This window comes from Pseudomonas sp. B10 (assembly GCF_900156235.1).
GTDB classification, from domain to species: Bacteria; Pseudomonadota; Gammaproteobacteria; order Pseudomonadales; family Pseudomonadaceae; genus Aquipseudomonas; species Aquipseudomonas siliginis.
This window is the reverse complement of the sequence record NZ_LT707063.1, coordinates 2,169,887-2,193,368: the sequence shown is the minus strand read 5'-3', so window position 1 is coordinate 2,193,368 and position 23,482 is coordinate 2,169,887. Positions and strand designations below refer to the sequence as shown.

The 23,482-nt window shown below is 61.2% G+C and carries 20 protein-coding genes; 9 read left to right on the top strand and 11 right to left on the bottom strand.

The window, feature by feature from the left end:
- Positions 1 to 11 precede the first annotated feature (11 nt).
- The 6 genes from BXA01_RS09750 to BXA01_RS09725 all read right to left on the bottom strand — a co-directional run bounded on the left by BXA01_RS09750 (position 12) and on the right by BXA01_RS09725 (position 8,064).
- Positions 12 to 1,076 carry an imelysin family protein gene (locus BXA01_RS09750; RefSeq protein ID WP_056789978.1) on the bottom strand — a complete coding sequence of 355 codons (1,065 nt, stop codon included), beginning with the start codon at positions 1,074 to 1,076 and terminating at the stop codon, positions 12 to 14.
- A 27-nt stretch (positions 1,077 to 1,103) separates the two neighbouring features.
- The gene (locus BXA01_RS09745; protein ID WP_442961916.1) at positions 1,104 to 2,528 is read right to left on the bottom strand and encodes a di-heme oxidoreductase family protein; all 1,425 of its coding nucleotides are present in this window, start codon (positions 2,526 to 2,528) and stop codon (positions 1,104 to 1,106) included.
- A gap of 280 nt (positions 2,529 to 2,808) precedes the next feature.
- Positions 2,809 to 4,161 (bottom strand): imelysin family protein, encoded by a 1,353-nt coding sequence (locus tag BXA01_RS09740; protein WP_076563990.1) that lies wholly within the window; start codon positions 4,159 to 4,161, stop codon positions 2,809 to 2,811.
- Between the two features lie 146 nt (positions 4,162 to 4,307).
- A complete protein-coding gene (locus tag BXA01_RS09735) occupies positions 4,308 to 6,359 on the bottom strand; it encodes a putative bifunctional diguanylate cyclase/phosphodiesterase (protein WP_016773430.1) in 2,052 nt (683 codons plus the stop codon).
- A gap of 329 nt (positions 6,360 to 6,688) precedes the next feature.
- Positions 6,689 to 7,285, bottom strand: a complete 597-nt coding sequence (locus tag BXA01_RS09730) for a superoxide dismutase (protein WP_016773431.1) — start codon at positions 7,283 to 7,285, stop codon at positions 6,689 to 6,691.
- A 176-nt stretch (positions 7,286 to 7,461) separates the two neighbouring features.
- Complete coding sequence (locus tag BXA01_RS09725) at positions 7,462 to 8,064, bottom strand: LysE/ArgO family amino acid transporter (protein WP_016773432.1); 603 nt, start codon at positions 8,062 to 8,064, stop codon at positions 7,462 to 7,464.
- 96 nt (positions 8,065 to 8,160) lie between these two features.
- Here BXA01_RS09725 and BXA01_RS09720 point away from each other — a divergent pair, with 96 nt between their 5' ends.
- The 4 genes from BXA01_RS09720 to BXA01_RS09705 all read left to right on the top strand — a co-directional run bounded on the left by BXA01_RS09720 (position 8,161) and on the right by BXA01_RS09705 (position 12,089).
- A complete protein-coding gene (locus tag BXA01_RS09720) occupies positions 8,161 to 9,048 on the top strand; it encodes a LysR family transcriptional regulator ArgP (protein ID WP_076563989.1) in 888 nt (295 codons plus the stop codon).
- Positions 9,049 to 9,140: 92 nt separating this feature from the next.
- Entirely contained in the window at positions 9,141 to 10,133 is a 993-nt protein-coding gene (locus tag BXA01_RS09715; RefSeq protein WP_076563988.1) for an NAD-dependent epimerase/dehydratase family protein, read from the top strand.
- A gap of 116 nt (positions 10,134 to 10,249) precedes the next feature.
- Positions 10,250 to 11,107, top strand: a complete 858-nt coding sequence (locus BXA01_RS09710) for an ATPase (protein WP_076563987.1) — start codon at positions 10,250 to 10,252, stop codon at positions 11,105 to 11,107.
- A 133-nt stretch (positions 11,108 to 11,240) separates the two neighbouring features.
- Positions 11,241 to 12,089: a cache domain-containing protein gene (locus tag BXA01_RS09705; RefSeq protein WP_076563986.1), complete on the top strand. Its 849-nt coding sequence runs from the start codon at positions 11,241 to 11,243 to the stop codon at positions 12,087 to 12,089.
- 132 nt (positions 12,090 to 12,221) lie between these two features.
- On the opposite strand, the gene BXA01_RS09700 is transcribed toward BXA01_RS09705, so the two are convergent.
- Together BXA01_RS09700 and pobA are read right to left on the bottom strand one after the other, a co-directional pair.
- Entirely contained in the window at positions 12,222 to 13,739 is a 1,518-nt protein-coding gene (locus BXA01_RS09700) for an MDR family MFS transporter (RefSeq protein ID WP_076563985.1), read from the bottom strand.
- Between the two features lie 78 nt (positions 13,740 to 13,817).
- Entirely contained in the window at positions 13,818 to 15,011 is a 1,194-nt protein-coding gene (gene pobA / locus BXA01_RS09695; RefSeq protein ID WP_076563984.1) for a 4-hydroxybenzoate 3-monooxygenase, read from the bottom strand.
- Between the two features lie 175 nt (positions 15,012 to 15,186).
- On the opposite strand from pobA, the gene BXA01_RS09690 reads away from it, so the two are divergent.
- Positions 15,187 to 16,077, top strand: coding sequence for a helix-turn-helix domain-containing protein (locus BXA01_RS09690; protein WP_024014136.1), 891 nt, complete (start codon positions 15,187 to 15,189; stop codon positions 16,075 to 16,077).
- A gap of 130 nt (positions 16,078 to 16,207) precedes the next feature.
- On the opposite strand, the gene BXA01_RS27110 is transcribed toward BXA01_RS09690, so the two are convergent.
- Both BXA01_RS27110 and BXA01_RS09685 read right to left on the bottom strand, forming a co-directional pair.
- Positions 16,208 to 16,384 carry a hypothetical protein gene (locus BXA01_RS27110; RefSeq protein WP_016773438.1) on the bottom strand — a complete coding sequence of 59 codons (177 nt, stop codon included), beginning with the start codon at positions 16,382 to 16,384 and terminating at the stop codon, positions 16,208 to 16,210.
- 105 nt (positions 16,385 to 16,489) lie between these two features.
- Positions 16,490 to 17,419, bottom strand: coding sequence for a LysR family transcriptional regulator (locus BXA01_RS09685; protein ID WP_231991022.1), 930 nt, complete (start codon positions 17,417 to 17,419; stop codon positions 16,490 to 16,492).
- A gap of 113 nt (positions 17,420 to 17,532) precedes the next feature.
- On the opposite strand from BXA01_RS09685, the gene BXA01_RS09680 reads away from it, so the two are divergent.
- Together BXA01_RS09680 and BXA01_RS09675 are read left to right on the top strand one after the other, a co-directional pair.
- A complete protein-coding gene (locus BXA01_RS09680) occupies positions 17,533 to 18,411 on the top strand; it encodes an MBL fold metallo-hydrolase (RefSeq protein WP_056789950.1) in 879 nt (292 codons plus the stop codon).
- Positions 18,412 to 18,456: 45 nt separating this feature from the next.
- Entirely contained in the window at positions 18,457 to 19,071 is a 615-nt protein-coding gene (locus BXA01_RS09675; RefSeq protein ID WP_076563982.1) for an NAD(P)-dependent oxidoreductase, read from the top strand.
- Positions 19,072 to 19,193: 122 nt separating this feature from the next.
- On the opposite strand, the gene BXA01_RS09670 is transcribed toward BXA01_RS09675, so the two are convergent.
- Complete coding sequence (locus BXA01_RS09670; protein ID WP_076563981.1) at positions 19,194 to 20,075, bottom strand: LysR substrate-binding domain-containing protein; 882 nt, start codon at positions 20,073 to 20,075, stop codon at positions 19,194 to 19,196.
- Positions 20,076 to 20,293: 218 nt separating this feature from the next.
- Here BXA01_RS09670 and BXA01_RS09665 point away from each other — a divergent pair, with 218 nt between their 5' ends.
- Positions 20,294 to 21,931, top strand: coding sequence for a 5-guanidino-2-oxopentanoate decarboxylase (locus BXA01_RS09665; RefSeq protein ID WP_076563980.1), 1,638 nt, complete (start codon positions 20,294 to 20,296; stop codon positions 21,929 to 21,931).
- Positions 21,931 to 23,379 carry an aldehyde dehydrogenase family protein gene (locus BXA01_RS09660; protein WP_076567697.1) on the top strand — a complete coding sequence of 483 codons (1,449 nt, stop codon included), beginning with the start codon at positions 21,931 to 21,933 and terminating at the stop codon, positions 23,377 to 23,379. Before BXA01_RS09665 ends, BXA01_RS09660 begins: the two co-directional genes overlap by 1 nt.
- Positions 23,380 to 23,482: the final 103 nt, after the last annotated feature.

The following is a 23,482-nucleotide window of genomic DNA, read 5'->3' as shown; positions in this document are numbered from 1 at the left end:
ACTCGCCCTCATCAGTCACCGTCGTTGGCGTTGAAGCCCAGTTGGATGCCCAACGCCTTGGCCAGCTCGCCTTCATGCAGGCGATGGACGACGTTGAGGCTGTCGTAGATATCGTTGAGTTGCTGGCGCCCGGCGTCGTCTTCGAGCATTTCGCCCAGCGAGCGCTGGGTGCTGTCGAACAGCTTCAGCGAAGCGGCATAGGCGGCATCGATCTTGTCCGCCAACGGTTTCTGCTCCGCCGGCAGCAGACCGCGCAGGCCTTTGTTGTCGACGCCTTCCCAGACGGTTTTGGCGGCGGCAAGGCTGGCTTCCAGTGCGGTCAGCGACGACTGGCTGCGCCACGCATCCGCCTGGAATGGCTGCGGCACGCCTTTGCTCTGGCGGCCCATTGGCGTGCCGAGTTTTTTCTTCAGGGTATCCAGTGCCGTCACTTGGACGCGCAGCAGATCGGCGATCGCTTCGTGAGAGTCGGCGTAGCGCTGGTTGGGGAACTTGCTCATCTGCGCGAGCATGCCGTCGGTGTTGTTCCAGCCCTGCAGGATTTCTTCGGCCAGTTGCTTCTGGCGTTCGCCGATGGCGATCAGCAGCGGGCAGTATTTGGCCTTTTGCGCGTCGTTGGCGACGTCAGGCTTGGCGTCGAAGAGGATGTATTCGTAAGCCGACAGGCCTTGCACCACGACGCTGGATTTGGCCAGTGCGGCGGCATCGATCTGCGGCTGGGCGACGACCAGTTGCTCGACCTGACGGCCGACGAGGTTTTTCTTGTCCGGCCAGAACTGCACTTGCCACGAACGATTGCCCTCGGCCAGCGGACCGATCAGCAGCGGTTGCAACTCGGCCCAGGCTTTCTGCGCGTGAAGGAAGTCGGCACGGGCGGTTTCCAGGGTCTCTTTGCCCTGGCAGTAGGCGAGGGCGCTGACCGCCAGTTGCCGGTCGGCTTCGACCCAGCGAGTGTAGGTCGGCAGGATCACCGATTTGGCGATCGCCGCCGAAGTGACCGCTTGCGGGTCCTGCGGCGAGCAGGCGCCGAGGGCGAGCGCGGCAAGGCTGGTGAACAGTAACTTGGGACGGAACATGTCGGGCTCCCGATGCTTTTACAGTATTTAAAGTGAGTTCAGAAACGCCAGCAACGCAGCGCGCTGCTCGGCATTGAAAGACAAAACCTGTTGCTGCGCCGCCGACGCTTCGCCGCCATGCCAGAGCACCGCTTCGAGCAGGTTACGTGCGCGACCGTCATGCAAAAACTGGGTGTGACCGCTGACCGCTTGCGTCAGACCAATCCCCCACAACGGCGGCGTGCGCCAGTCGCGGCCGGAGGCCTGAAATTCGGTGCGGTTGTCCGCCAGGCCTTCGCCCATGTCATGCAGCAGCAAGTCGCTGTACGGACGAATCACCTGATTGGCCAATTCCGGTTCGGCGGCATCGGCGGCGGTGGTGTATTTAGGCGTGTGGCACGACTGGCAACCGGCCTGGAAAAACAGATTCTTGCCGGCCAGCACCTGTGGATCGTTGACGCCACGGCGCGCCGGCACTGCCAGGTTGCGGCTGTAGAACAGCACCAGCCGCAGAATGTTGTCGCTGACTTCCGGTTCGCCGTCGGGACCATTGCCGTTCGGCGCCTGTTTGCAGGCAGTCTGCGCCTCGGTGCAATCGTCGAACGGCCGCAGGCTGGTGGTCAGGCCCATGTCACCGGAGAACGCGTGAACGTTCTGCTGATTGAGATTCGGTTGCCCGGCTTTCCAGCCGAACCGGCCGATGACGGTTTTCTGCAACTGGTCATCCCAGACACGGTTGGGCCGGCCGTTGATGCCATTGTTCTCTTTCGCCTGGGCGGCGGCGTTGGCGAGGATCGCCTCCTCGGGGATGGCTTCGAGCAGGCCCAGACCAATCATCGGCGGCGCCACCCGCGCGGAAAAACGCGTGTCCGGGTGCATCGGGCCGTAACCGAGTTGGGTGATCTGCAGGGTCGGTTTGCGCAACTCGATCTCGGTGCCGTCCTTGAAGCGTACGGGCACCGGTGTGTAGTCGACCCGCACCTTCCCTTCCGGGGCAACGCCGGGCACGGCCATGTCCTGGAATTGCCCGCCATATACCGGCTCCGGCACCACGCCGAGCTGTTGGATGACTTTGGCGTAGGGCGGCGCGTCGGGAATCGACAGGCGCACCAGCATTGACACCGCATTGCTTGCATCAGGTGCCGGCGGATGACCGCGACCGTCCTTGATGTGGCAGTTCTGGCAGGCGTTGGTATTGAACAACGGGCCGAGGCCGTCGCGGGCCGTGGTGGTCGACGGCGCGATCACCCACGGGCTGCGAAAGAAGCTGTTGCCGACACTGAAGTCCACCCGCCGCGAGGGCGGCAGGTTGGCCGATGGCAGGGAGAAGGCGTTCTGATCGCTCTTGCGCACAGTCGCCGCACCGCCCGAACGCGCTTCACCCGGCTCGGCCTTGGTGAAACGCGGGGCGTCATCGCAGGCACTCAGGCCCAGGGCCAGCAACAGTGCGGACAAGCGAAGCGGCAACGACAGCATCAGACATCCTGCAAACGGGCGAAAACAAAGGCGCAAAGTCTAACAGGGCGGGGGAGTTTGAATAAGAGGAATTATCGTTTGCTTGATATCGCGCAAGCTTTGAAGCGCATGCCAACACTGTGGGAGCGAGCCTGCTCGCGAAAGCGATGCCCGACGCGCTGAAAATGCTGCGCCGGATAAAGCCTTCGCGAGCAGGCTCGCTCCCACAGGGATAGTGGTGTGCCAATAATGAAAAAGGCGACCCGAAGGTCGCCTCTTTTTGACGCGGACGCTGTGATCAGAATTCGTGATCGGCGCTGTCCGGGTTCAGGTCGCTGATGCCCAGTTTGCCGGCAGCGGCTTCGATCGAGCCGGTCTGCTTGACCAGCGCGGCGATGGCGTCGCGAACGACCTGGTTGCCAGCGGTGTTGCCGGCAGCGATCAACTGGTCGTAGTGCTCACCCTTGTTGGCGTGATCGACCATGACCTGGATCTTCGCTTCGGTCGCGGCCAGATCGGCTTTCAGCGCGGTGTCGGCAGCCGGATCGGCCTTGGCCACCAGCGACGACAGGCTGGCGCCGGTCATCTTGGTGCCGTCAACACGGGTGTACTCGCCCAGGTAAACATTACGAATGCCTTTGGCGTCGTAGAAGTGCGAGTAGTGGGTGTTGTCGCTGAAGCAATCCTGCTCGTCTTCAGGGGAGTTGGCTTCCAGGGAAACCTTCATGCGCTCGCCCGCCAGTTCACCCAGGGACAGGCTGCCCATGCCGAAGAGCATTTTGCGCAGGCCGGTTTCGCCTGGCTCGGCTTCCAGCGTGGCGCGGTAGTTGTCGGCCACGTTCGGCTTCCAGTTGGCGACCATTTCTTCCAGATCACTGACCAGCAGTTGGGTCACGGCTTTCAGATAGGCACGACGACGCTCGTTGTGACCACCGGTGGCGCCGGCGCCTTCCAGGTAGTCCGAGGCCGGACGGTTGCCAGCGCCAGGGCCGGTGCCGTTCAGATCCTGGCCCCAGAGCAGGAATTCGATCGCGTGGTACCCGGTGGCAACGTTCGCCTCGGAACCGCCCAGCTCGTTGAGGCTGGCGAGTTTTTCCGGGGTGATCTCTTTCACGTCGACTTTGTCTTCGCCGACCTGAACTTCGGTGTTGGCGATGATGTTGGCGCTGGCGCCCGGGTTACCCAGTGCGTGCTCGTAGGATTTGTCGACGTAGTCGATCAAGCCCTCGTCCAATGGCCAGGCGTTAACCTGACCTTCCCAGTCGTCGATGATGGTGTTGCCGAAGCGGAATACTTCGCTCTGCAGATACGGCACGCGGGCGGCGACCCAGGCAGCCTTGGCGGCTTTCAGGGTGTCGGCGTTCGGCTTGGCGAGGAACGCGTCGACCGCAGTTTGCAGGGTTTTCGCGGTGGATTCGGCATCGCTGTAAACGGCGAAGACCATATCGGCGTAGTGCGCGACCACAGCCTTGGCGGCGGCATCGTCAACTTTACCGGCGGCAGGAGCAGGCGCAGCGGCAGGGGCTGGAGCAGCGCTGCTGGAAGCCGGAGTCATTTCGGAGGCTTTTTCTTTGTCCTTGCCTTCGCCGCAACCGGCGAGGGAAATAGCGATGGCCAGCAGACTGGCGGTAGCCAGAGGCATACGAATCATGGCGAACATCCTGCTTCGGTAGTTGAGTGGACTGGCGCCGGTGGCGCGCAAAACTGCGACATAATGCAAATCTTTCGCATTATGTGTAAAGGCGTGCTTGGAAATATTTCTTATTTAGGCAGGTGTGATGGCGCGATCTGTCGCTTTCAGAGAATCGCCGCGTTGCTGCGTTGCGCCTGCTTGAGGTAAATGCCCAGCTCCCGCGCTGGCAGCGGTTTGCTGTAGTGGTAGCCCTGACCTTCGTGGCAACCCTCGGAAATGATGTAGGTTTCCTGCTCGGCGGTTTCCACGCCCTCGGCAATCACCTGCATGCCAAGGCTCTTGCCCAGTTGGATGATCGCGCGAACGATGGTCGCGTCATCGTCGTCATCGAGCAGGTCCTGGACGAAGCTCTTGTCGATCTTGATCTTGTCCAGCGGCAGGCTTTTCAGATAACTGAGGGACGAGTAGCCGGTGCCGAAGTCGTCGATCGCGATCAGTGCACCGGAGCGGCGCAGGCTGAGCAAGTGCTGGGCGGCGGTGGTGATGTCTTCCATCAGGCCGGTTTCGGTGACCTCCAGTTCCAGACTGCGCGGCGGCAGACGGTACATCTGCAACAGGTTATTGACCACCCGTGGCAGCTCGGCGTGGTGCAGTTGCACGGTGGACAGATTGACCGCCATGCGCAGATCGACAAAACCCTGATCGTGCCACTCGCGCAATTGCTTGCAGGCCTGATCGAGCACCCACTCGCCGATGGCGATGATCGTGCCGTTCTGTTCGGCCAGCGGAATGAACAGGTCCGGTGGCACCAGCCCGTGTTCCGGATGTTGCCAGCGAATCAGTGCTTCGACGCCAACCACGCGGTGATCGCGATAGCTGATCTGCGGTTGGTAGACGAGGTAGAACTGGTCGCGGATCAGCGCATCGCGCAAATCTTTTTCCAGCTCGCGACGACGGCGCATCTCGCTGTCGACGCTGGCGATGTAGAACTGATAGCGATTGCGCGAGCGGGTCTTGGCCAGGGTCATGGTCTGCTCGGCTTTCTGCAACAGCTTCTCGGTGCTGTCGCCGTCCTCGGGGAACAGGGTGATGCCGATGGTCGCGCGCAGGCGGATTTCCTGATCGTCGAGGGCGAACGGTGCCTCGAGGTCATCGAGAATGCTCTGGGCCAGTTCTGCTGCTTCGTAAGGCTGTTCAATGTCGGCCTGCACCAGCGCGAACTGATCGCCGCCGAGGCGGGCGAGGGCGCCGAGACGACCGCTGTGGGCACGTAAACGATCGGCCAGGGCCAGCAGCAATTGGTCGCCGGTCTGATAGCTGAATTGCTCGTTGATGCCTTTGAAGTCATCCAGGCCGACGCACAACACCGCGACCCGGCGCTGCAACTTGCCGGCATCGACGAGAATCTTGTCCAGTTGCTGCTGCAATTGCTGGCGATTCGGCAGACCGGTGAGGAAGTCGTACTGGGCCATGCGCAGCAGGCTGTTTTCCGCTTCGTGGCGCAGGTGGGTGTTGCGTTCGATGGACTCGAGCAACTGGTTGGCGGTGTTGATCCACAGGCCCAACTCGTTTTTTTCGTGGCCCTTGATCTGCGGAATCTTGTGCTCGCTGGGGCGATCCGGATTGATCTCGGTGAGGTGCTCGATGATTCGTGACAGCGGTTTGGTCAGCAGCCAGTGATAGACCAGATAGAGCACCAGGCCCAATGCGAGTGCGCGCAGCACGCCGGAAATGAAAATGATCACTGAGCTGACGATAAACCCTTCGCCATAGGTGGCGGTGTCGAGGGTGATGCTCAGGTCGCCGTAGTATTCGCTGTAGGGGCCACGGCCGACCAATTGCGTGGTGAAGGTGCGTTCCTGGCCGAGAATCAGGTCGGTCAGCCAACGACTGTTGGAATGCTGCAGCTCGCGGGATTTCTGCGCGAGCATGGCTTCGTTGGGGTGGCCGATGGAGGCCTGACGCACGGCGTCGTCCTGGAACAGCCCCTCGATCACCTGCATGCCCATTTCCCGGTCCAGGCTGTACACGGCCTGGGTCGATGGATCGCGGAACATGTCGAGGATGCGCTCGGCGTCGCCGGCGACCGCCTGACGGGTCTTGTAGGCATCGAAGACAATCTGCGCGCAGCTCAAGACTACGCCTACGATCAATGCCGACAGGAGCACGACCCGGAGCAACTTCACCGACAAGCTGTTCTTGAGTTCCAGCTTCAAAGGGTTATTCCTTGTTCCGTGCGGGTAGCGTCAAGTTGCCATGAGTATTGGCAATCCCGGGTTGGCAGTCAAAGGGACAATCGGGCACGGGAAAAGTCGCCGTGATCCTGGCCGCAATGTCGTCATTTGAGTAATAGCTCTGAATTAACTGTGTCGGTTGCAATTGCCTTCAACTTGAGCACCGGGCCAAAGATTTTTTCCTGCCTGTGATGGTAGACGGCTGGGGGCTGGCGGCAAACGGCGCGAAGCTGCTTTTAACGTGCGAGAAACGCCATGCGCCGGGCATAAAAAAACCCGGCCGAAGCCGGGTTTTTCATCTGGCGCGCAGCTTAAGCGGTGAAGGTTTTGCCTTCGAACTGCTCGGCCACGAACTTCCAGTTGACCAGGTTCCAGAACGCTTCAACGTACTTCGGACGCAGGTTGCGGTAGTCGATGTAGTAAGCGTGTTCCCAGACGTCGCAGGTCAGCAGCGGGGTGTCGCCGCTGGTCAGCGGGTTGCCGGCGCCGATGGTGCTGGCCAGGGCCAGGGAACCGTCAGCCTTTTTCACCAGCCAGCCCCAGCCGGAACCGAAGGTGCCGATCGAGGTTTTGCTGAATTCTTCCTTGAACTTGTCGAACGAACCGAACGCTGCGTTGATGGCATCTGCCAGGGCGCCGGTTGGTTGACCGCCGGCGTTTGGCGCCAGGCAGTTCCAGTAGAAAGTGTGGTTCCAGACCTGAGCGGCGTTGTTGAAGATGCCGCCCGAAGAAGTCTTGACGATTTCTTCCAGGGTCTTGCCTTCAAACTCGGTGCCTGGCACCAGGTTGTTCAGGTTCACGACGTAGGTGTTGTGGTGCTTGTCGTGGTGGAACTCCAGGGTTTCCTTGGAGATGTGCGGCTGCAGGGCATCGTGTGCGTAAGGCAGCGGCGGCAATTCGAAAGCCATGATGATTCTCCTAATCAGGTCTGTTGCGGTGAGCGCAAGGCCGATCACGGGCGGCCGGAAATGCACCGGCGAGTTTTTACTCTTTGCGGCGCAGGGTTCGGATCATAGCACCGGGGTCGCGCCTTAACCACGCAACAACTGTGTGGGATAGAGGTTCCAGAGCCTTTGCGAATAAATCATCCGGCGATGATCAACTGCGCGGCGACGGCGAACATCATCAACGCCACCACCAGATCGAGAATGCGCCAGGTGCTCGGGCGGGCCAGCCACGGTGCCAGCCACGCCGCGCCAAGGGCCAGGGTGAAAAACCACAGCAACGATGCACTCGCCGCGCCGACCACATAAGCGCCCGGCACCGATTGCTGCGCGCCCAGCGAGCCGATCAGCAGTACCGTATCGAGATAAACATGAGGGTTGAGCAAGGTCACCGCCAGCGCGCTGAGCATCACTGCGCGCAGCGAGCGCACGGTCTGGTTTTCGCCTTGCTCAAGGCTCTGCTTCGAGCAGGCCCGGCGCAGTGCCTGGCTGCCGTACCAGATCAGAAACGTCGCACCGCCCCAACGGGCGATCGCAAGCAGGGTCGGGTTCTGCGCCAAAATCGTCGCCAGGCCGAACACCCCGGCCGCGACCAGAATTGCGTCACACACCACGCACAATGCCGCCACCGGCAAATGGTGTTCACGGCGCAGGCTTTGCGCCAAGACAAAAGCGTTCTGCGTGCCGATCGCCATGATCAGGCCGAACGCCACCAACAGGCCGTTTACGTAGCTTTGCCACATGGGAGAGATCCTTGAAAGAGAGTGCTTGCTGGCTATTCTCCGGTGTGACGCTGTATAAGAAAAACCAATAGTGCTGATCGCCCATTAGGAAAACTGATGTTCGACTATAAATTGCTTTCCGCGCTCGCCGCTGTGGTCGAGCAGGCCGGATTCGATCGCGCCGCACAGGTGCTCGGCCTGTCGCAGTCGGCGATCTCCCAGCGCATCAAATTGCTTGAAGCGCGGGTCGGCCAGCCAGTGCTGGTGCGCGAAACACCGCCATCGCCGACCGAGATCGGCCGACGCTTGCTCAACCATGTGCAGCAGGTGCGTCTGCTCGAGCGCGACTTGCAATCAGTGGTGCCGGCGCTCGACGAAGAAGGCTTGCCCGATCGCCTGCGCATCGCCCTCAATGCCGACAGCCTCGCCACATGGTGGGCCGAGGCCGTCGGCGATTTCTGCGCCGAGCAGCATTTGTTGCTCGACCTGATCGTCGAAGACCAGACCGTTGGCCTCAAGCGCATGCGTGCCGGTGAAGTGGCCGCATGCCTGTGTGCCAGCGAGCGGCCGGTGGCGGGAGCCCGCAGCGTGTTGCTCGGCGCCATGCGCTATCGCGCCCTGGCCAGTCCGGCCTTCATCGCTCGGCATTTTCCCGATGGCGTGCGCGCCGAACAGCTGCCGCGCACCCCGGCGCTGGTGTTCGGCCCGGACGATTTTCTCCAGCATCGCTATCTGGCGTTGTTGGGCGTCGACGGCGCGTTCGAGCACCATTTATGCCCGTCCTCCGAAGGCTTCATTCGTCTGACCGAAGCCGGTCTGGGTTGGGGGCTGGTGCCGGAACTGCAAGTGCGCGAACAGTTGCAACGCGGGGTGCTGCGCGAATTGCTGCCAGATAAACCGATCGACGTGCCGCTGTACTGGCATCATTGGCGCAATGGCGGCCAGTTGCTGAACCTGCTTACCGAACAACTGCTGCGCTCCTCAAAGCAATGGCTAGTGGCTTGAACGCAGCTGCAAGCGTCAAGCTGCAAGAACACGCACCGTTTCAACTTGCAGCTGAAAGCTCGAAGCTTGCAGCTGCTTCCCTGGAGTTTTTGATGAAGATTTTGGTTACCGGCGCCAGCGGCTTTATTGGCGGGCGCTTTGCGCGTTTCGCCCTGGAGCAGGGCCTTGAAGTGCGGGTCAACGGTCGCCGGGCCGAGAGCGTCGAGCATCTGGTGCGCCGGGGCGCGGAGTTCGTGCCGGGCGATCTGACCGACGCCGATCTGGTGCACGACCTGTGCAACGATGTCGAAGCCGTGGTGCATTGCGCCGGTGCTGTCGGTGTGTGGGGGCGTTATCAGGACTTTCATCAGGGCAACGTCGAAGTCACCGAAAACGTCGTCGAAGCGTGCCTCAAGCAGAGGGTGCGGCGGCTGGTGCATCTGTCGTCGCCGTCGATCTATTTCGATGGCCGCGACCATCTCGGCCTGACGGAAGAGCAAGTGCCCAAACGCTTCAAGCATTCCTACGCCGCGACCAAATATCTGGCCGAGCAGAAGGTCTTCGGCGCGCAGGAATTCGGTCTGGAAACCATCGCCCTGCGCCCGCGTTTCGTCACCGGTGCCGGTGACATGAGCATCTTCCCGCGCCTGCTGAAGATGCAATGCAAGGGCCGGCTGGCGATCATCGGCAACGGCTTGAACAAGGTCGATTTCACCAGCGTGCAAAACCTCAACGAAGCCATGCTCAGCAGCCTGTTGGCGCAAGGTTCGGCGCTGGGCAAGGCCTACAACATCAGCAACGGCACGCCGGTGCCGCTGTGGGATGTGGTCAATTACGTGATGCGGCGGATGGACGTCGATCAGGTGCGCAAATATCGCTCCTACGGTCTCGCGTACAGCGTCGCGGCGCTCAACGAAGGCGCGTGCATGCTCTGGCCGGGACGCCCGGAGCCGACCCTGTCGCGTCTGGGCATGCAGGTCATGAAGAAAAATTTCACCCTCGACATCAGCCGCGCCCGGCATTATCTCGACTACGATCCGAAAGTCAGCCTGTGGGCGGCCCTCGATGAGTTCTGTGCGTGGTGGAAAGCCCAGGACATCCGTTGAAACGATTCGGCCGGGCGGCAATGAACCGCCTTGCGGGTTGAGGGTCAATGCCTGCGGCTGCGGCGGTTATACTTCGCAGCATTTAGCCATCACCGCGTTTGCCAAAGGTTGCCTCAATGTCCATGCGAAACGATGCCCACGACGACGATTTCGACAACGTGCCAAGCCTGCGCGCCGACCCGTTCGATGACGATGACATCGCGCCCGGCCCTCGTACTTCCGTGCATTCGCGCAGCGCGCCAGTGGTCAAGGTCAAGGCCGCCAGCACCGGGCCGCTGTGGGCGCTGGTCGGCGCGTTGTTTTTTGCCTTCATCGGTCTGGCCTGGTGGAGCTTCCAGCAGATCTCGCTGATGGAACAGCAACTGGTCGCCACCCAGGAAAGCTTCGCCCGCATCAGCGAAGAAGCGGCGGGGCGCCTGCAGGATATTTCCGGCAAGGTCGTCGCCAGCCAGAGCAACGTCAGCAGTGACAGCGAAGCGCTGAAGCTGCAGATCAAGCAACTCGAAGGCAAGCTGCTCGACCAGAGCAAGCAGCAGCAAGGCGTGGCCGGGCAGGCCAGTGAACTGGACAAGCGTCTGGCGCAGATGACCGCGCAGACCACCGAACAACAGAACGCCAATACGCAGTTGCAGGCTCAGGTCAAAGCCTTGAGCGCCGAGTTGGCGACCATCAAAAGCACCCCGGCCGATACCAGCAAGGTCGATGCGCAGTTGAAAGCCTTCGACGCCCAGTTCAAAAGTCTCGGTGCCGATATCGCCGCGCTGAAGAAACAGGGCAACCCGAGCGCGGCGATCGATCGTCTGGAGCAGGACATCGTGGTGCTGAAAAGTCAGCAGGACAACCGCCCGGCAGCGCCGCAGGGTGGCGGCAATACCGCCGAGTTCGATGCGTTCCGCGCGCAGATGACCCGCAACCTCAATACCTTGCAGGCGCAGATCCAAAACCTGCAACAGCAGATCAATTCCCGCCCGTAGCGACTGATCTGTTGCCTGGAGGGCTTTGTCCCTCACCACAGGGGCCTGTAATCCCCTGCATCATTCTGAATACTCGTACATCAGCCCAAGCCGTCTACGCTCTTGAAACACCAAAAAGAACGAGGGATGCGCTATGGGGTTTTTGCATAAAGTGGCCTGGCTCGGCCTGATGTTGTTGGCCGGCTTCGGCCAGGCCAGCGCCGCCACCGCCACCAAGGATGACAGTCAGGCCGCCATCGCCTTGCTGGAAAAAGCCTTGGCCTACTACCACGACAATGGCGACAAGGCGTTCGCCGCGTTCAGCCGCCAGGGTGAGTTCGTCGACAAGGATCGCTACGTGTTCGTCCTCGACACCAAAGGCGTCATGCTTGCCAGTGGCGGGCCGTCATCGGCGCTGATCGGCCGTGATGTCAGCGAAGTTCTCGGGCCGGATCTGCAGAAGGCGTTCAAGGATGCGCTGAAAGTGCCGGAAGGCAATGGCATCCAGCAGGCCGAATACCGCTGGCAGAACTGGGCCGACGGCAAGGTCGAGCGCAAGCATGTGTTCTATCAGCGCGTCGGGCAGCGGATTCTCGCGGTGGGTTACTACCTGCCACGGGCCTCGGCTGAGCAGGCCAAGGCCCTGCTGGACAAGGCCGCGACGGATCTGAGCAAGGACGAGAAGGGCACGCTGGTTGCGATCAACTCGCTCAAGGGCGGATATCTGCAGGATGACCTGTATGTCTTCGTGGTCGATCTGAACAACCAGCGGTATGTCGCCCACGGTACCAATCTGCGCTTGATCAACACTGATTTCGGCAAGGTCAAGGACCCGGAAGGCAAACCGGTGGGTGAGCCGATTCTGGCGCTGATCGGCAAGCAGGATGAAGGCGAATACGAATACCGCTGGAAAAACCCGGTAACCGGCAAGATCGAGGACAAGCATGCGTACCTGAAAAAGGTCGGGCATTTCCTCGTCGCGGTGGGTTACTACAGCCCTTGAGCGCGCGATGATCGTTCCCACGCTCCGCGTGGGAATGCAGCCCGGGACGCTCTGCGTCCCATTCAAGGCCGAACGCAGAGCGTCCGTTGAGGCATTCCCACGCAGAGCGTGGGAACGATCAGCGCAAAAGGCTCATTTCGCGCCGTGCTCCCGTCCGCGCAGCAGGTTGTTCGGCATGGCAATCGCCGCTGCCAGCCCCAGCAACGACACTGCCGTGCTGACCCAGAGCAAGTGGCGGAAGGTCACCAGCAGCTCCGCGCGCAAAGCGTTCTGCGCTTCGCCGGGTGCTGCGTTCAGGCCATCGAGCAGGACGTTGCCCGAATGCCCCTCGCTGATCAGCGAACTGTTCGCCAGATGGGCGAAACTGGAATCGTGCAGCAACGCCAGCAGCAGCGCCGACATCAACGCCACGCCCACCGCGCCGCCCAGTGAGCGGAACAGGTTGGTGGTGCTGGTGGCGACGCCGATGTCGCGTTGTTCCACCGAGTTTTGCGTGCCGACCAGCGAGGTCGGGAACTGCATGCCGCCGGCGATGCCGCTGAGCAGCATGAACAGACCGCTGAGCAGCGTTGCTTGTGGCGGACTGAACGCCATGCCGAGAATCGAGATCGGCATGAGGATCGCCCCGGTGAGAATCTGCGGTTTGTAGCGTCCGGTGATCGAGGTGCGGCGGCCGGCGAAATAGGCACCGATCGGCAAGCCCATCGCCATTGGCAGCAAGTGCAACGCCGCGCTGTCAGCGCCAGCGCCGGTGACGCTTTGAAAGCGCAGCGGCATCAGCACGATCAGCGAGATGGCCTGGAAACTGGTGAAGAAGATCGTGCACCAGCACAACAGGGCATTGCGGTTGGCGAACAGGTGCATCGGCAGCAACGGCTCGCGCGCCCGGCGTTCACGCCAGACGAACAGCGCCAATACCACCACGGCACAAGCGAACAGGCCGAGCACTTCGCTGCTGCGCCATGAATGGCCCTGGCCGACTTCAGTGATGCCGAGCAGCAACGCCGTGAGACCAATGATCATCAGCACCGTGCCGAGGTAATCGATCACCGGTTTGCGCTGCGGAATCGGCAAGCCGCGCAGGTTGCGCCGTGCCACCCACCACGCGCCAAGCCCCAGTGGCAGGTTGATCAGAAACACCCAGCGCCACGACAGGTATTCGGTCATGTAGCCGCCAAGCACCGGGCCGGCGACGCTGGCCACGGCGTACATGCTGCTGAAGTAACCCTGATAGCGCCCGCGTTCACGTGGCGGGACGATGTCGCCGATGATCGCCTGACTCACCGAGATCATGCCGCCGGCGCCGATGCCCTGAAGGATCCGCGCCAGCACCAGTTGTTCCATGCTCTGCGCCATGCCGCAGAACAGCGAGGCGAGGGTGAACAGGCCCATGCCGAACAGCATCAGTTTGCGCCGCCCGTACAGGTCGCCGAGCTTGCCGTAGATCGGCACCGCCACGGTCATCGCCACCATGTAGCCGGAAATCACCCAGGCCAGCAGGCTGACGTCCTTGAATTGCGCAGAGATCGCCGGCATCGACACGGCGACGATGGTCTGGTCCAGCGCTCCGAGGAAGATCGCCATCATCAAGGCGACCAGCACGCTGCGAATGGCCGGTTTGGGCGTTTCAGGCTGATTGAGAGTGGTCACGGAAAACCTGCGGGCAGTGATTGACCCGCATGGACAAGGCGAGCGGGTAAGTGCTCGCCAGTGTAAGTCGATAGCAGGCTATTCGATAGCCTCGTACGGAAGCCCGACGTAATTTTCTGCAATGGTTTTTTGCCCGGCTTGCGAGCTGACAAAATAGTCCAGTTCCGAAGCGCTGATGCGCTGGCTGAACTCATCGTGATCGTCGAAGCGATGCAGCATCGACGTCATCCACCAGGAAAACCGTTCGGCTTTCCATACTCGGCGCAGGCAGATCTCCGAGTATTTTTCCAGCAGATCAGTGCGATTTTCGCGATAGACCTTCAGCAGAATATTGAACAACGTGCTGACATCGCTGGCGGCCAGGTTCAAGCCCTTGGCGCCAGTGGGCGGGACGATATGGGCAGCGTCGCCAACGAGAAACATGCGCCCATACTGCATTGGCTCGACGACAAAACTGCGCAGCGGCGCGATGCTTTTTTCGATCGAAGGACCGGTCACCAGTTTTTCCGCGAGAGCATCCGGCAGGCGTTTTTTCAGTTCATCCCAGAAACGCTGATCGCTCCAGTCATCGACGTTTTCATCCGCCGGCACTTGCAGGTAATAGCGGGTGCGGGTGGCCGAACGCATGCTGCACAAAGCGAAGCCGCGCTCATGGCGGGCGTAGACCAATTCGTCGTGGACCGGCGGTGTGTCGGCGAGAATGCCCAGCCAGCCGAACGGGTAGACTCGCTCGAAAATCTTCAGGCAATCGGCCGGAATCGACTGCCGCGCGACGCCATGGAAACCATCGCAACCGGCGATGTAATCGCAATCGACGCGCCAGCTTTCACCGTCCTTTTCGAAGGTGACGAAAGCTTCGTCGCTTTTCATGCCGTGGGGAACGACATTGCTCGCCTGATAAATTGTCGGCGCCCCCGCGTCCCGACGAGCGGCCATCAGGTCGCGGGTGACCTCGGTCTGACCGTAGACCATTACTGTTTTACCGCCGGTCAGAGCGTGCAGATCGATGTGCACCTGACGCCCGTCCAGCGCCAGATCGAAGCCGCCATGAACCAGACCTTCGGCATCCATTCGCTGACCGACGCCGGCCTCACGCAGCAGCTCTACCATGCCTTGTTCAAGCACACCGGCACGGATGCGCCCAAGAATGTAATCAGGCGTCTGGCGTTCGAGGATCAGGGTTTCGATGCCAGCGTTGTGCAGCAACTGGCCAAGGAGCAGTCCGGAAGGACCGGCGCCGATAATGGCGACTTGGGTTTTCAGGGTTTTCATTGTTTTTATGACTCGCAAGCTTCACGCAGCAACAGCCGGTGAATGATTTTATGGATCGAGTGCTTGCATTTTTCCCTTGCGGGTCTGTCAATTGAAGGTGAAAACTGAGCCGATACCTGTACATTCTGCCAATCGGTGCGATTATCGCCCAAAAACCAGAGGCCTGGATTGAAGTATGAACAAGCCTGCCCTGCCTTCTATTCCGGTGTTCAAGCTCTACGGTGAAAGCCTGGACTGGCCGACCCCGGACTTGCTGCACTGTGAAACCATTTCCTCGCGCAGTCGCGAACATCAATGGGAAATCAAACCTCACCGCCACGCGGATCTGTGCCAGCTGCTGTTCGTTTTCAAAGGTCAGGCAGAGCTCGAAATCGAAGGCCAGCGCACGCAACTCGAGACGCCAGCGATTCAGGTGCTGCCACCGTTATCGGTGCACGGCTTTCGTTTTTCCGAGGATGTTGAAGGCTTCATCGTCACCTTGGCCACGCCGCTGATCAACCATTTGCAGGCGCAACTGGGCGATTCGGTACACGCGCTGGCCCGGGCGGAAAACTACCCGGCCGGCAAGGATGGCGATTATCTCAACAGCCTGTTTTCAGCGTTGCAGGCCGAGTACAACGGCCATCAACCGGCGCGGGAAATGCTCATGCATTCGCTGGTCAGCGTGATCATGGTCTGGGTCAGCCGCCAGGCGATCGTTCGGCACAAGGCCAGCCAACGGCCGCAACGCCAGCGCGAATACCTCAACGGTTTCATTCAGTTGGTGGAAGAGACTTACCGCCAGCACGTCAAGGTCGAAGACCTCGCCCATCGCCTGGGCATCTCCGTGTCGCACCTCAACGGCACCTGCCGTGAACTGGCCGGGCAACCGGCGTTGCAGATCATGCACGAGCGTCAGTTGCTGGAAGCCAAGCGCCTGCTGACCTACACCAGCATGACAATTTATGAGATGTCGGAGTTGTTGGGTTTTTCCGATCCGACCAACTTCACCCGGCTGTTCCGCCGCCGCGTGGGAATTTCGCCAAAGGCGTTCCGCGACCGCTTGAAGGCCGAGCAACAATCCTGATGCGCTGATGAGCCCTGTGGGAGCGAGCCTGCTCGCGAATACGCTCTTTCATTCAGCAACGATGCTGGCTGACACAGCGCATTCGCGAGCAGGCTTGCTCCCACAGCAGTTGCAGTCCAGCGCAGGTCTATCAGCGCAATGCGTTCAGCGTGGCATTGTGCGGAATACACCGCTCATAGTTGCAGCTCGCATACTCACGCGGCAGCTGGCGCAACTGCTCGACCCGCCAGGCAGCGGTGCCGTACAGCGCCAGCGTGGCGGCGCAGGTGATGAAGATGGCGGCGTATCTTTTTGTTTTGATGTTCATGGTGTTCTACCTCTGAACGTCTACCTTGCGGTATTACTTTGAGCATAGGTCAGGCAGGCGCAGCTGCAAGCTTTAAGCGGCAAGCGGCAAGCTGTCACGACGCGGTCAGCTTGGCGCTTGTGGCTTGAGGCTCGCAGCTTCATCCCACGCGGGATTTTCGGGAAAACGCTGAACCAGAAAGTCGAGCATGCTGCGCAGTGCCGCCGGCATGTGTTTGCGGGAGGCGTACACCGCGTAGATATTCATCTGGCGCGGTTCTGCGTGTGGCAGCAAACGCAGCAGTTCGCCGTTGTGAATATGCACCCCAGCCTGGTAGGTCGGCAGCATCGCCACGCCCGCGCCGGCGAGGGTTGCGCGCAGAAGGGTGCTGGCCTCGTTGGCGCTGATATTGCCCTGCACCGGTACCGAAACCGGTTCGCCATCCTCCTCGAAATGCCACAGGCTTTTGCCGAAATAGGAATGGGTCAGGCAGTTATGTCGGCTCAAATCCTCAACCGTCTGCGGCGCCGGATGCTCAAGCAGATAAGCCGGCGCTGCGCAGACCACCGAGCGGCACACGGTCAGGCGCCGGGCGATCAGGTTCGGATCGAGATCGTTGCTGGTGCGAATCGCCAGATCGATGCGCTCATCGACCAGATTCACCGTACGGTCGAGCATCTGCAGATCGATGCTCACGCCTGGGTAAAGCTTGACGTATGCCGCCATCGCATCGGCCAGTTGCGCCTGGCCAAACGAGGTGCTGACGCTGATCCGCAGCAATCCGCGCGGCTCGTCATGGGGTTCGCTGACGGCGGCCTGCATGTCGTGCGACAGGTCGATCATCTGCCGGCAGCGCGGGAGGATTTCGCTGCCGGCGGCGGTCAGGCTCAATTTGCGCGTGGTGCGGTGCATCAGCCGCGCGCCGACCCAGTCTTCCAGCTCCGCCAGATAGCGCGACACCACCGGCCGCGACAGGTCGAGGTGGTCAGCCGCCGCCGACTGACTGCCGAGGTCCACTACCGTGACGAATACCCGCATTGCTTGAAGCCGATCCATGATTTGCCCGCTTTCAGAAACAAACTATGTCCAAGCATCGCATTTTTTGTACTGAGTCTGGCAACTAAGCTCTGTTGCATCGCCAGACTGGCATTCGTAATCCGGAGCAACAAATGATCGGCTTCACCCCCTTCAAACGCGTTCTGCTCGCCGCAGCATTTTTCGGCTTTGCCGCCCATGCATCCGCTGCCGAGCTGAGCCTCGATGTCTACAACCCGGGCACCCAGGCGATTTTCCCGGTCAGCTCGGTGCTGGTCAGCGGTGAGAAAGAAGCGATTCTGGTCGACGCGCAGTTCGGCAAATCCCAGGCTGAGCAGGTCGTGGAAAAGATCCGCGCCAGCGGCAAGCAATTGACCACCATCTACATCAGCCACGGTGACCCGGATTACTACTTTGGCCTCGACACCCTGACCAAGGCATTCCCGCAGGCGAAAGTGCTGGCTTCGCAGCCGACTGTCGATCACATCAAGCACACCGTCGACGGCAAACTGGCGTATTGGGGGCCGAAAATGGGCGCCGATGTGCCGGCGAAAACCATCGTCCCGGACGTGCTCAAGGGCGACAGCCTGACCCTCGAAGGCAAGCAATTGCAGGTGATCGGCCTCGACGGCAAGCAACCGGATCGCAGCTTCGTATGGATCCCGTCGCTCAAAGCAGTGGTCGGTGGCGTAGTGGTCGCCGAGAACATTCATGTGTGGATGGCCGACACCCAGACCGCGCAATCCCACGCCGACTGGCTGCACACCCTGCACACCATCGAAAGCCTGAAACCGCAAACCGTGGTGCCCGGCCATTACCTGGGTGACAGCAGCCGCTCGCTGGCCAGCGTGAAATTCACCGCCGATTACATCAAGGCCTTCGATGCCGAAACCGCCAAGGCCAAAGACTCCGCTGCACTGATCGCAGCGATGAAAAAGCGCTACCCGCAACTCGGCGAGGAAAGCTCACTGGAACTCAGCGCAAAAGTCGCCAAGGGCGAGATGCAGTGGTAAGCCGAACCTGAACACGCAGCATTTTCAAGCCAACTGGAGAATGTCATGAGCAAGATCGCAATCATTGGCGCCACCGGCCGTGCCGGTAGCCAACTGCTGGAAGAAGCCCTGCGTCGCGGCCACAGCGTCACCGCCATTGCCCGCGATACCTCGAAGATCGGCAGCCGTGCCGGTGTCGTCAGCAAGAGCCTCGACGTACTGGATTCGGCGGCGCTGCAAGCGGCGGTGGCCTGTCACGACGCAGTGATCAGCGCAGCGCATTTCGCCACCGTCCCGGCCTCGGCGATTGTCGGACCGGTGAAGCAGGCGGGCGTGAAGCGCTTGCTGGTGGTCGGCGGCGCCGGTTCGCTGTTGCTGCCGGATGACACGCGGGTGATCGACAGTGCCGGTTTCCCGGCCGAATACAAAGCCGAGGCGAGCGCAGGTGCTGAGTTTCTTGATGCGCTGCGTCAGGAGCAGGAACTGGACTGGACCTTTTTGTCGCCGTCGGCGGAGTTTGTCGAGGGTGAACGCAGCGGCCAGTATCGCGTCGGCAAGGATCATCTGTTGGTCAGTGCCGAAGGACGCAGCTGGATCACCTTTGCCGATTACGCGATTGCACTGATCGACGAAGTGGAAACGCCGAAGCATTTGCGCCAGCGCTATACCGTCGGTTACTAAGGCCGGGCAAAGTTTCAATGTGGGAGCGAGCCTGCTCGCGAAGGCGGCATATCAGTCAATATTCATGCTCAAGAACGACCGCATTCGCGAGCAGGCTCGCTCCCACAGGTGAGTGCAGATTTTCAGCGAGACCAGGCCTGTTCGACTAACCAGTCCATCAATTGCTGAAGAGGCGCGCAAGGTTCCGCGCCCTGCGGCACCACCACGTAATACGCCAACCCCGTCTTCACCTTCAACGCAAACGGCATCACCAGCCGCCCGGCGTCCAGATCATCACCAATCAGCGACCAGTCCCCGATCGCCACCCCCGTGCCGTGCGAGGCCATCGACATAGCCTGATCCAGCGTTTCGAAATGCTGCCCGCTGCCAAGGTTGCCCAATCGCAATCCCGCTGCATCGAGCCATACCGACCAGTCCTGAATGTCGTGGGTCGGGTGCAATAACAGATGCTCTTGCAAATCCTGCGGTGAATTCAGCGCGGGCGAGCCCTTGAGCAGTTGCGGCGAGCAGACCGGTGTCAGTTGCTCGTCGAACAGATGCAGCGCGCCTGGCGAATTGTCCGGCGGCGGGCCGTAGATCACGGCGGCGTCGAATTGCTCGCGCTGGAAATCCACACCGTGTTGCAGCGACGCCGTCAATTTGACCGGCACGTCCGGGCGTTCCTTCTGCCATTGCAGCAGACGCGGCAGCAGCCAGCGCATCACGCAGCTCGGTGCCTTGAGTTGCAAGGTTTGCCGCGTCTGACCTATCTGCTCGGTCGCTTCACTGATCAGCCCGAAGATTTTTTCCACTTTCGGCAGCCATTCGCGGCCTTCGGCCGTCAGCGCCAGACCTCGGGCCAGACGAATGAACAACGGATAACCGAGCTGTTCTTCGAGCCCGGCGATCTGCCGGCTCACCGCGCCCTGAGTGATGTGCAACTGCTCGGCGGCGCGAGTGAAATTGCAGCATTGCGCGGTGATCCAGAACGTATGCAGAGCGGGCAGGGGTGGCAGGCGTTTCATGGCGATCCGAGGTATGACGTGGGGACATGGCTAGTATGACTTTTAATCGATTGTTGCTGCCAGTTGCGCACCGTTCCAATGGGCACTCCACGGACCCTGTGGGAGCGAGCCTGCTCGCGAAGATGGTTCAAGGTTCGACACGGATGTTGGCTGGACCGCTTATTCGCGAGCAGGCTCGCTCCCACAGGGAGTGTTCAGTGAATGAAAGGGCAATCAACATGGCAACGTGCGGCGAAGTACTGGTCAAGCTATTGGAGAATTACGGGGTCGAGCAGGTGTTCGGCATTCCCGGTGTGCATACCGTTGAGCTGTACCGAGGCCTTGCCCGCTCAAGCATCAACCACGTCACGCCTCGTCATGAACAGGGCGCCGGGTTCATGGCTGACGGCTATGCGCGTACCAGCGGCAAACCCGGTGTGTGTTTCATCATCACCGGCCCGGGCATGACCAATATCACCACGGCCATGGGCCAGGCTTACGCCGATTCGATTCCAATGCTGGTGATCTCCAGCGTGCAGTCGCGCAGTCAGTTGGGCGGTGGGCGCGGCAAGTTGCATGAACTGCCGAACCAGAGCGCACTGGTCGGCGGCGTCGCAGCGTTCTCGCACACGCTGATGTCCGCTGCCGAACTGCCGGTGGTGCTTGCTCGCGCTTTCGCGCTGTTCCAGGCCGGGCGACCGCGTCCGGTGCACATCGAAATTCCGTTGGACGTGCTGGTGGAAGGGGCCGATGAATTGCTCGCCAGCCTGCCGGTGAATATCGATCGCGCCGGCGCCGCACCGGCAGCCGTGGCCCGCATGAGCGAACTGCTCGCCACCGCGCAACGTCCACTGATTCTCGCCGGCGGCGGTGCTATCGACGCGGCGCCGGAGCTGACCCGACTCGCCGAACTGCTCGACGCTCCAGTGGCGCTGACCATCAACGCCAAAGGCATGCTGCCGACCAGCCATCCGTTGTTGATCGGTTCGACGCAAAGTCTGGTCGCCACCCGCGCACTGGTCGCTGAAGCTGACGTGGTGCTGGCGATCGGCACGGAGCTGGCCGAGACCGATTACGACGTCACTTTCGCCGGCGGCTTCGAGATTCCCGGCAAGCTGCTGCGCATCGACATCGATGCCGATCAGACCGTGCGCAACTACCCGCCGCACATCGCACTGGTCGCTGATTCGCGCAACGCCGCGCAAGCATTGCTCAGCGCCTTGTCGCACCAACCGCTGACCGAGCGCCGCAATGATTGGGGCCAGGTCCGCGCCGCGCGTCTGCGTGATGAATTGGCGGCGAGCTGGGATGCGCCGACGCTGGCGCAGACGCGTTTGCTCGAAACCGTGCTGCACGAATTGCCCGAAGCGGTGTTCGTCGGCGATTCCACGCAACCGGTATACACCGGCAACCTCACGTTCAACCCCGAGCGTCCACGCCGCTGGTTCAACGCATCCACCGGTTACGGCACGCTTGGCTATGCGTTGCCGGCGGCGATTGGTGCGTGGCTGGGCGGCCAACTCGATAACGGCGCGCGACCGCCAGTGGTGTGCCTGATCGGCGACGGCGGCTTGCAATTCACCCTGCCGGAACTGGCCAGCGCCGTCGAAGCACGGGTGCCGGTGATCGTGCTGCTGTGGAATAACCAGGGTTACGAGGAGATCAAAAAGTACATGGTCAACCGCGCCATCGAACCGGTTGGCGTGGACATCTACACCCCGGACTTCGTCGCCGTGGCCAAGGGCCTCGGTTGCGCCGCGCAAGCCATCAGCAATATCGACGAATTGCGCGCAGCGCTGCGCGAGGCGACGGACCGGCAAGGCCCGACGCTGATTGAAATCGACCAGAACCAGTGGATGCAGGCGGTGGCCCAATGATGAGTTTTCCAACCACACTCGACGGCCTCTACATCAATGGCCAATGGTCGTCAGGCCGCGAACATCTGCGGGTGATCAACCCCGCTACCGAAGCGCTGCTGACCACCGTCAATGGCGGTGACGAACACGCCGTGGATCAAGCAGTCAGCGCGGCGACCGAGGCGTTCAAACACTGGTCGACAACCACCGGTGCCGAACGCGCTGCGATCCTGCGCAACATTGCCAACGGCGTGCGCAACGGTCGCGATCACTTGATGAACCTGCAGTCGAGTAATAACGGTAAACCGCAGTTCGAAGCGGCCATCGATGTCGATGACGTGATCGCCACTTTTGACTATTACGCCGAACTCGCCGAAGGCCTCGACGCCGGTCAGGACAGCAACGTGCCGTTGCCCAGCGATGATTTCAGTGCGCGCCAGCGGCGCGAGCCGTGCGGAGTGGTCGGGCTGATCGTGCCGTGGAATTTTCCCATGGTCACCACCGCGTGGAAACTGGCGCCAGCGCTCGCCGCCGGTTGCTGCGTGGTGCTGAAACCTTCTGAAGTGACGCCGTTGCCGGAGCTGGAACTGGCCGCGATCATCGCTGCATCCGGGTTGCCCGACGGCGTGTTCAATCTGGTCTGCGGCACCGGGCTAGCGGTAGGCGCGCCGTTGTCGGCGGATCCTCGCATCGCCAAGATCTCCTTTACCGGCAGCAACGCTGTGGGTGTGCAGGTGATGCAACGCGCTGCTGAAACCGTGAAGGGTGTGAGCCTGGAGCTGGGTGGCAAATCTTCCTTGCTGGTGCTGGCGGATGCCGATTTGGATCTGGCGGTGGAACTGGCGTGTGGTGGGGCGTTCTTCAACGCTGGGCAAATGTGCTCGGCCACCAGTCGGGTGCTGGTTGCCGAGGAATTGATGGATGAATTTCTTCAGCGTCTGCAAAAGCGCGCAGAGGCGATTCGAGTGGCCGATCCGTTCGATCCGGACGTGGAGATGGGCGCGCTGGTCAATCAGGCGCAGTACCAGCGGGTGCTTGGGCATATTGATCGCGGTTTGAGCGCCGGGGCGAGGTTGGTGTGCGGCGGCAATCGTCCGGCGCATTTGCCGCGCGGTTATTTCCTGCAACCGACGGTGTTCACCGATGTGTCGCTGGACAGCGCCTTATGGCGTGAAGAGATTTTCGGGCCGGTGGTGTGTGTGCGCAGTTTCGGCAGCGAGGCTGAAGCAATTGCCTTGGCCAACGACAGCCAGTTCGGCCTGGTCGCGAGCGTAGTGACACGCGATGCCACCGCAGCAGATCGCGTGGCCAATGCCTTGCAGGCGGGGCTGGTGTGGATCAATGCACCGCAGGTGATCTTCCCGCAGGCGGCTTGGGGCGGTTACAAGCAGAGCAGCGTCGGTCGAGAGCTGGGGCCTTGGGGGTTGGCGGCGTTTCAGGAAATCAAGCATGTGATCCGCGCGCTCTGATCACAGAGATGTATCGCCTGGACTGACCCCTTCGCGAGCAGGCTCGCTCCCACATTGGAATGCATTTCCCCGTGGGAGCGAGCCTGCTCGCGAAAGCGCCATA

What these genes read in the sequence shown, in the direction of transcription:
- BXA01_RS09750 (WP_056789978.1), bottom strand. Translation starts at nt 1,076, where the DNA reads ATGTTCCGTCCCAAGTTACTGTTCACCAGCCTTGCCGCGCTCGCCCTC.
- BXA01_RS09740 (WP_076563990.1), bottom strand. Translation starts at nt 4,161, where the DNA reads ATGATTCGTATGCCTCTGGCTACCGCCAGTCTGCTGGCCATCGCTATT.
- BXA01_RS09730 (WP_016773431.1), bottom strand. Translation starts at nt 7,285, where the DNA reads ATGGCTTTCGAATTGCCGCCGCTGCCTTACGCACACGATGCCCTGCAG.
- BXA01_RS09725 (WP_016773432.1), bottom strand. Translation starts at nt 8,064, where the DNA reads ATGTGGCAAAGCTACGTAAACGGCCTGTTGGTGGCGTTCGGCCTGATC.
- BXA01_RS09720 (WP_076563989.1), top strand. Translation starts at nt 8,161, where the DNA reads ATGTTCGACTATAAATTGCTTTCCGCGCTCGCCGCTGTGGTCGAGCAG.
- BXA01_RS09715 (WP_076563988.1), top strand. Translation starts at nt 9,141, where the DNA reads ATGAAGATTTTGGTTACCGGCGCCAGCGGCTTTATTGGCGGGCGCTTT.
- BXA01_RS09710 (WP_076563987.1), top strand. Translation starts at nt 10,250, where the DNA reads ATGTCCATGCGAAACGATGCCCACGACGACGATTTCGACAACGTGCCA.
- BXA01_RS09705 (WP_076563986.1), top strand. Translation starts at nt 11,241, where the DNA reads ATGGGGTTTTTGCATAAAGTGGCCTGGCTCGGCCTGATGTTGTTGGCC.
- pobA (WP_076563984.1), bottom strand. Translation starts at nt 15,011, where the DNA reads ATGAAAACCCTGAAAACCCAAGTCGCCATTATCGGCGCCGGTCCTTCC.
- BXA01_RS09690 (WP_024014136.1), top strand. Translation starts at nt 15,187, where the DNA reads ATGAACAAGCCTGCCCTGCCTTCTATTCCGGTGTTCAAGCTCTACGGT.
- BXA01_RS27110 (WP_016773438.1), bottom strand. Translation starts at nt 16,384, where the DNA reads ATGAACATCAAAACAAAAAGATACGCCGCCATCTTCATCACCTGCGCC.
- BXA01_RS09685 (WP_231991022.1), bottom strand. Translation starts at nt 17,419, where the DNA reads ATGGATCGGCTTCAAGCAATGCGGGTATTCGTCACGGTAGTGGACCTC.
- BXA01_RS09680 (WP_056789950.1), top strand. Translation starts at nt 17,533, where the DNA reads ATGATCGGCTTCACCCCCTTCAAACGCGTTCTGCTCGCCGCAGCATTT.
- BXA01_RS09675 (WP_076563982.1), top strand. Translation starts at nt 18,457, where the DNA reads ATGAGCAAGATCGCAATCATTGGCGCCACCGGCCGTGCCGGTAGCCAA.
- BXA01_RS09670 (WP_076563981.1), bottom strand. Translation starts at nt 20,075, where the DNA reads ATGAAACGCCTGCCACCCCTGCCCGCTCTGCATACGTTCTGGATCACC.
- BXA01_RS09665 (WP_076563980.1), top strand. Translation starts at nt 20,294, where the DNA reads ATGGCAACGTGCGGCGAAGTACTGGTCAAGCTATTGGAGAATTACGGG.
- BXA01_RS09660 (WP_076567697.1), top strand. Translation starts at nt 21,931, where the DNA reads ATGAGTTTTCCAACCACACTCGACGGCCTCTACATCAATGGCCAATGG.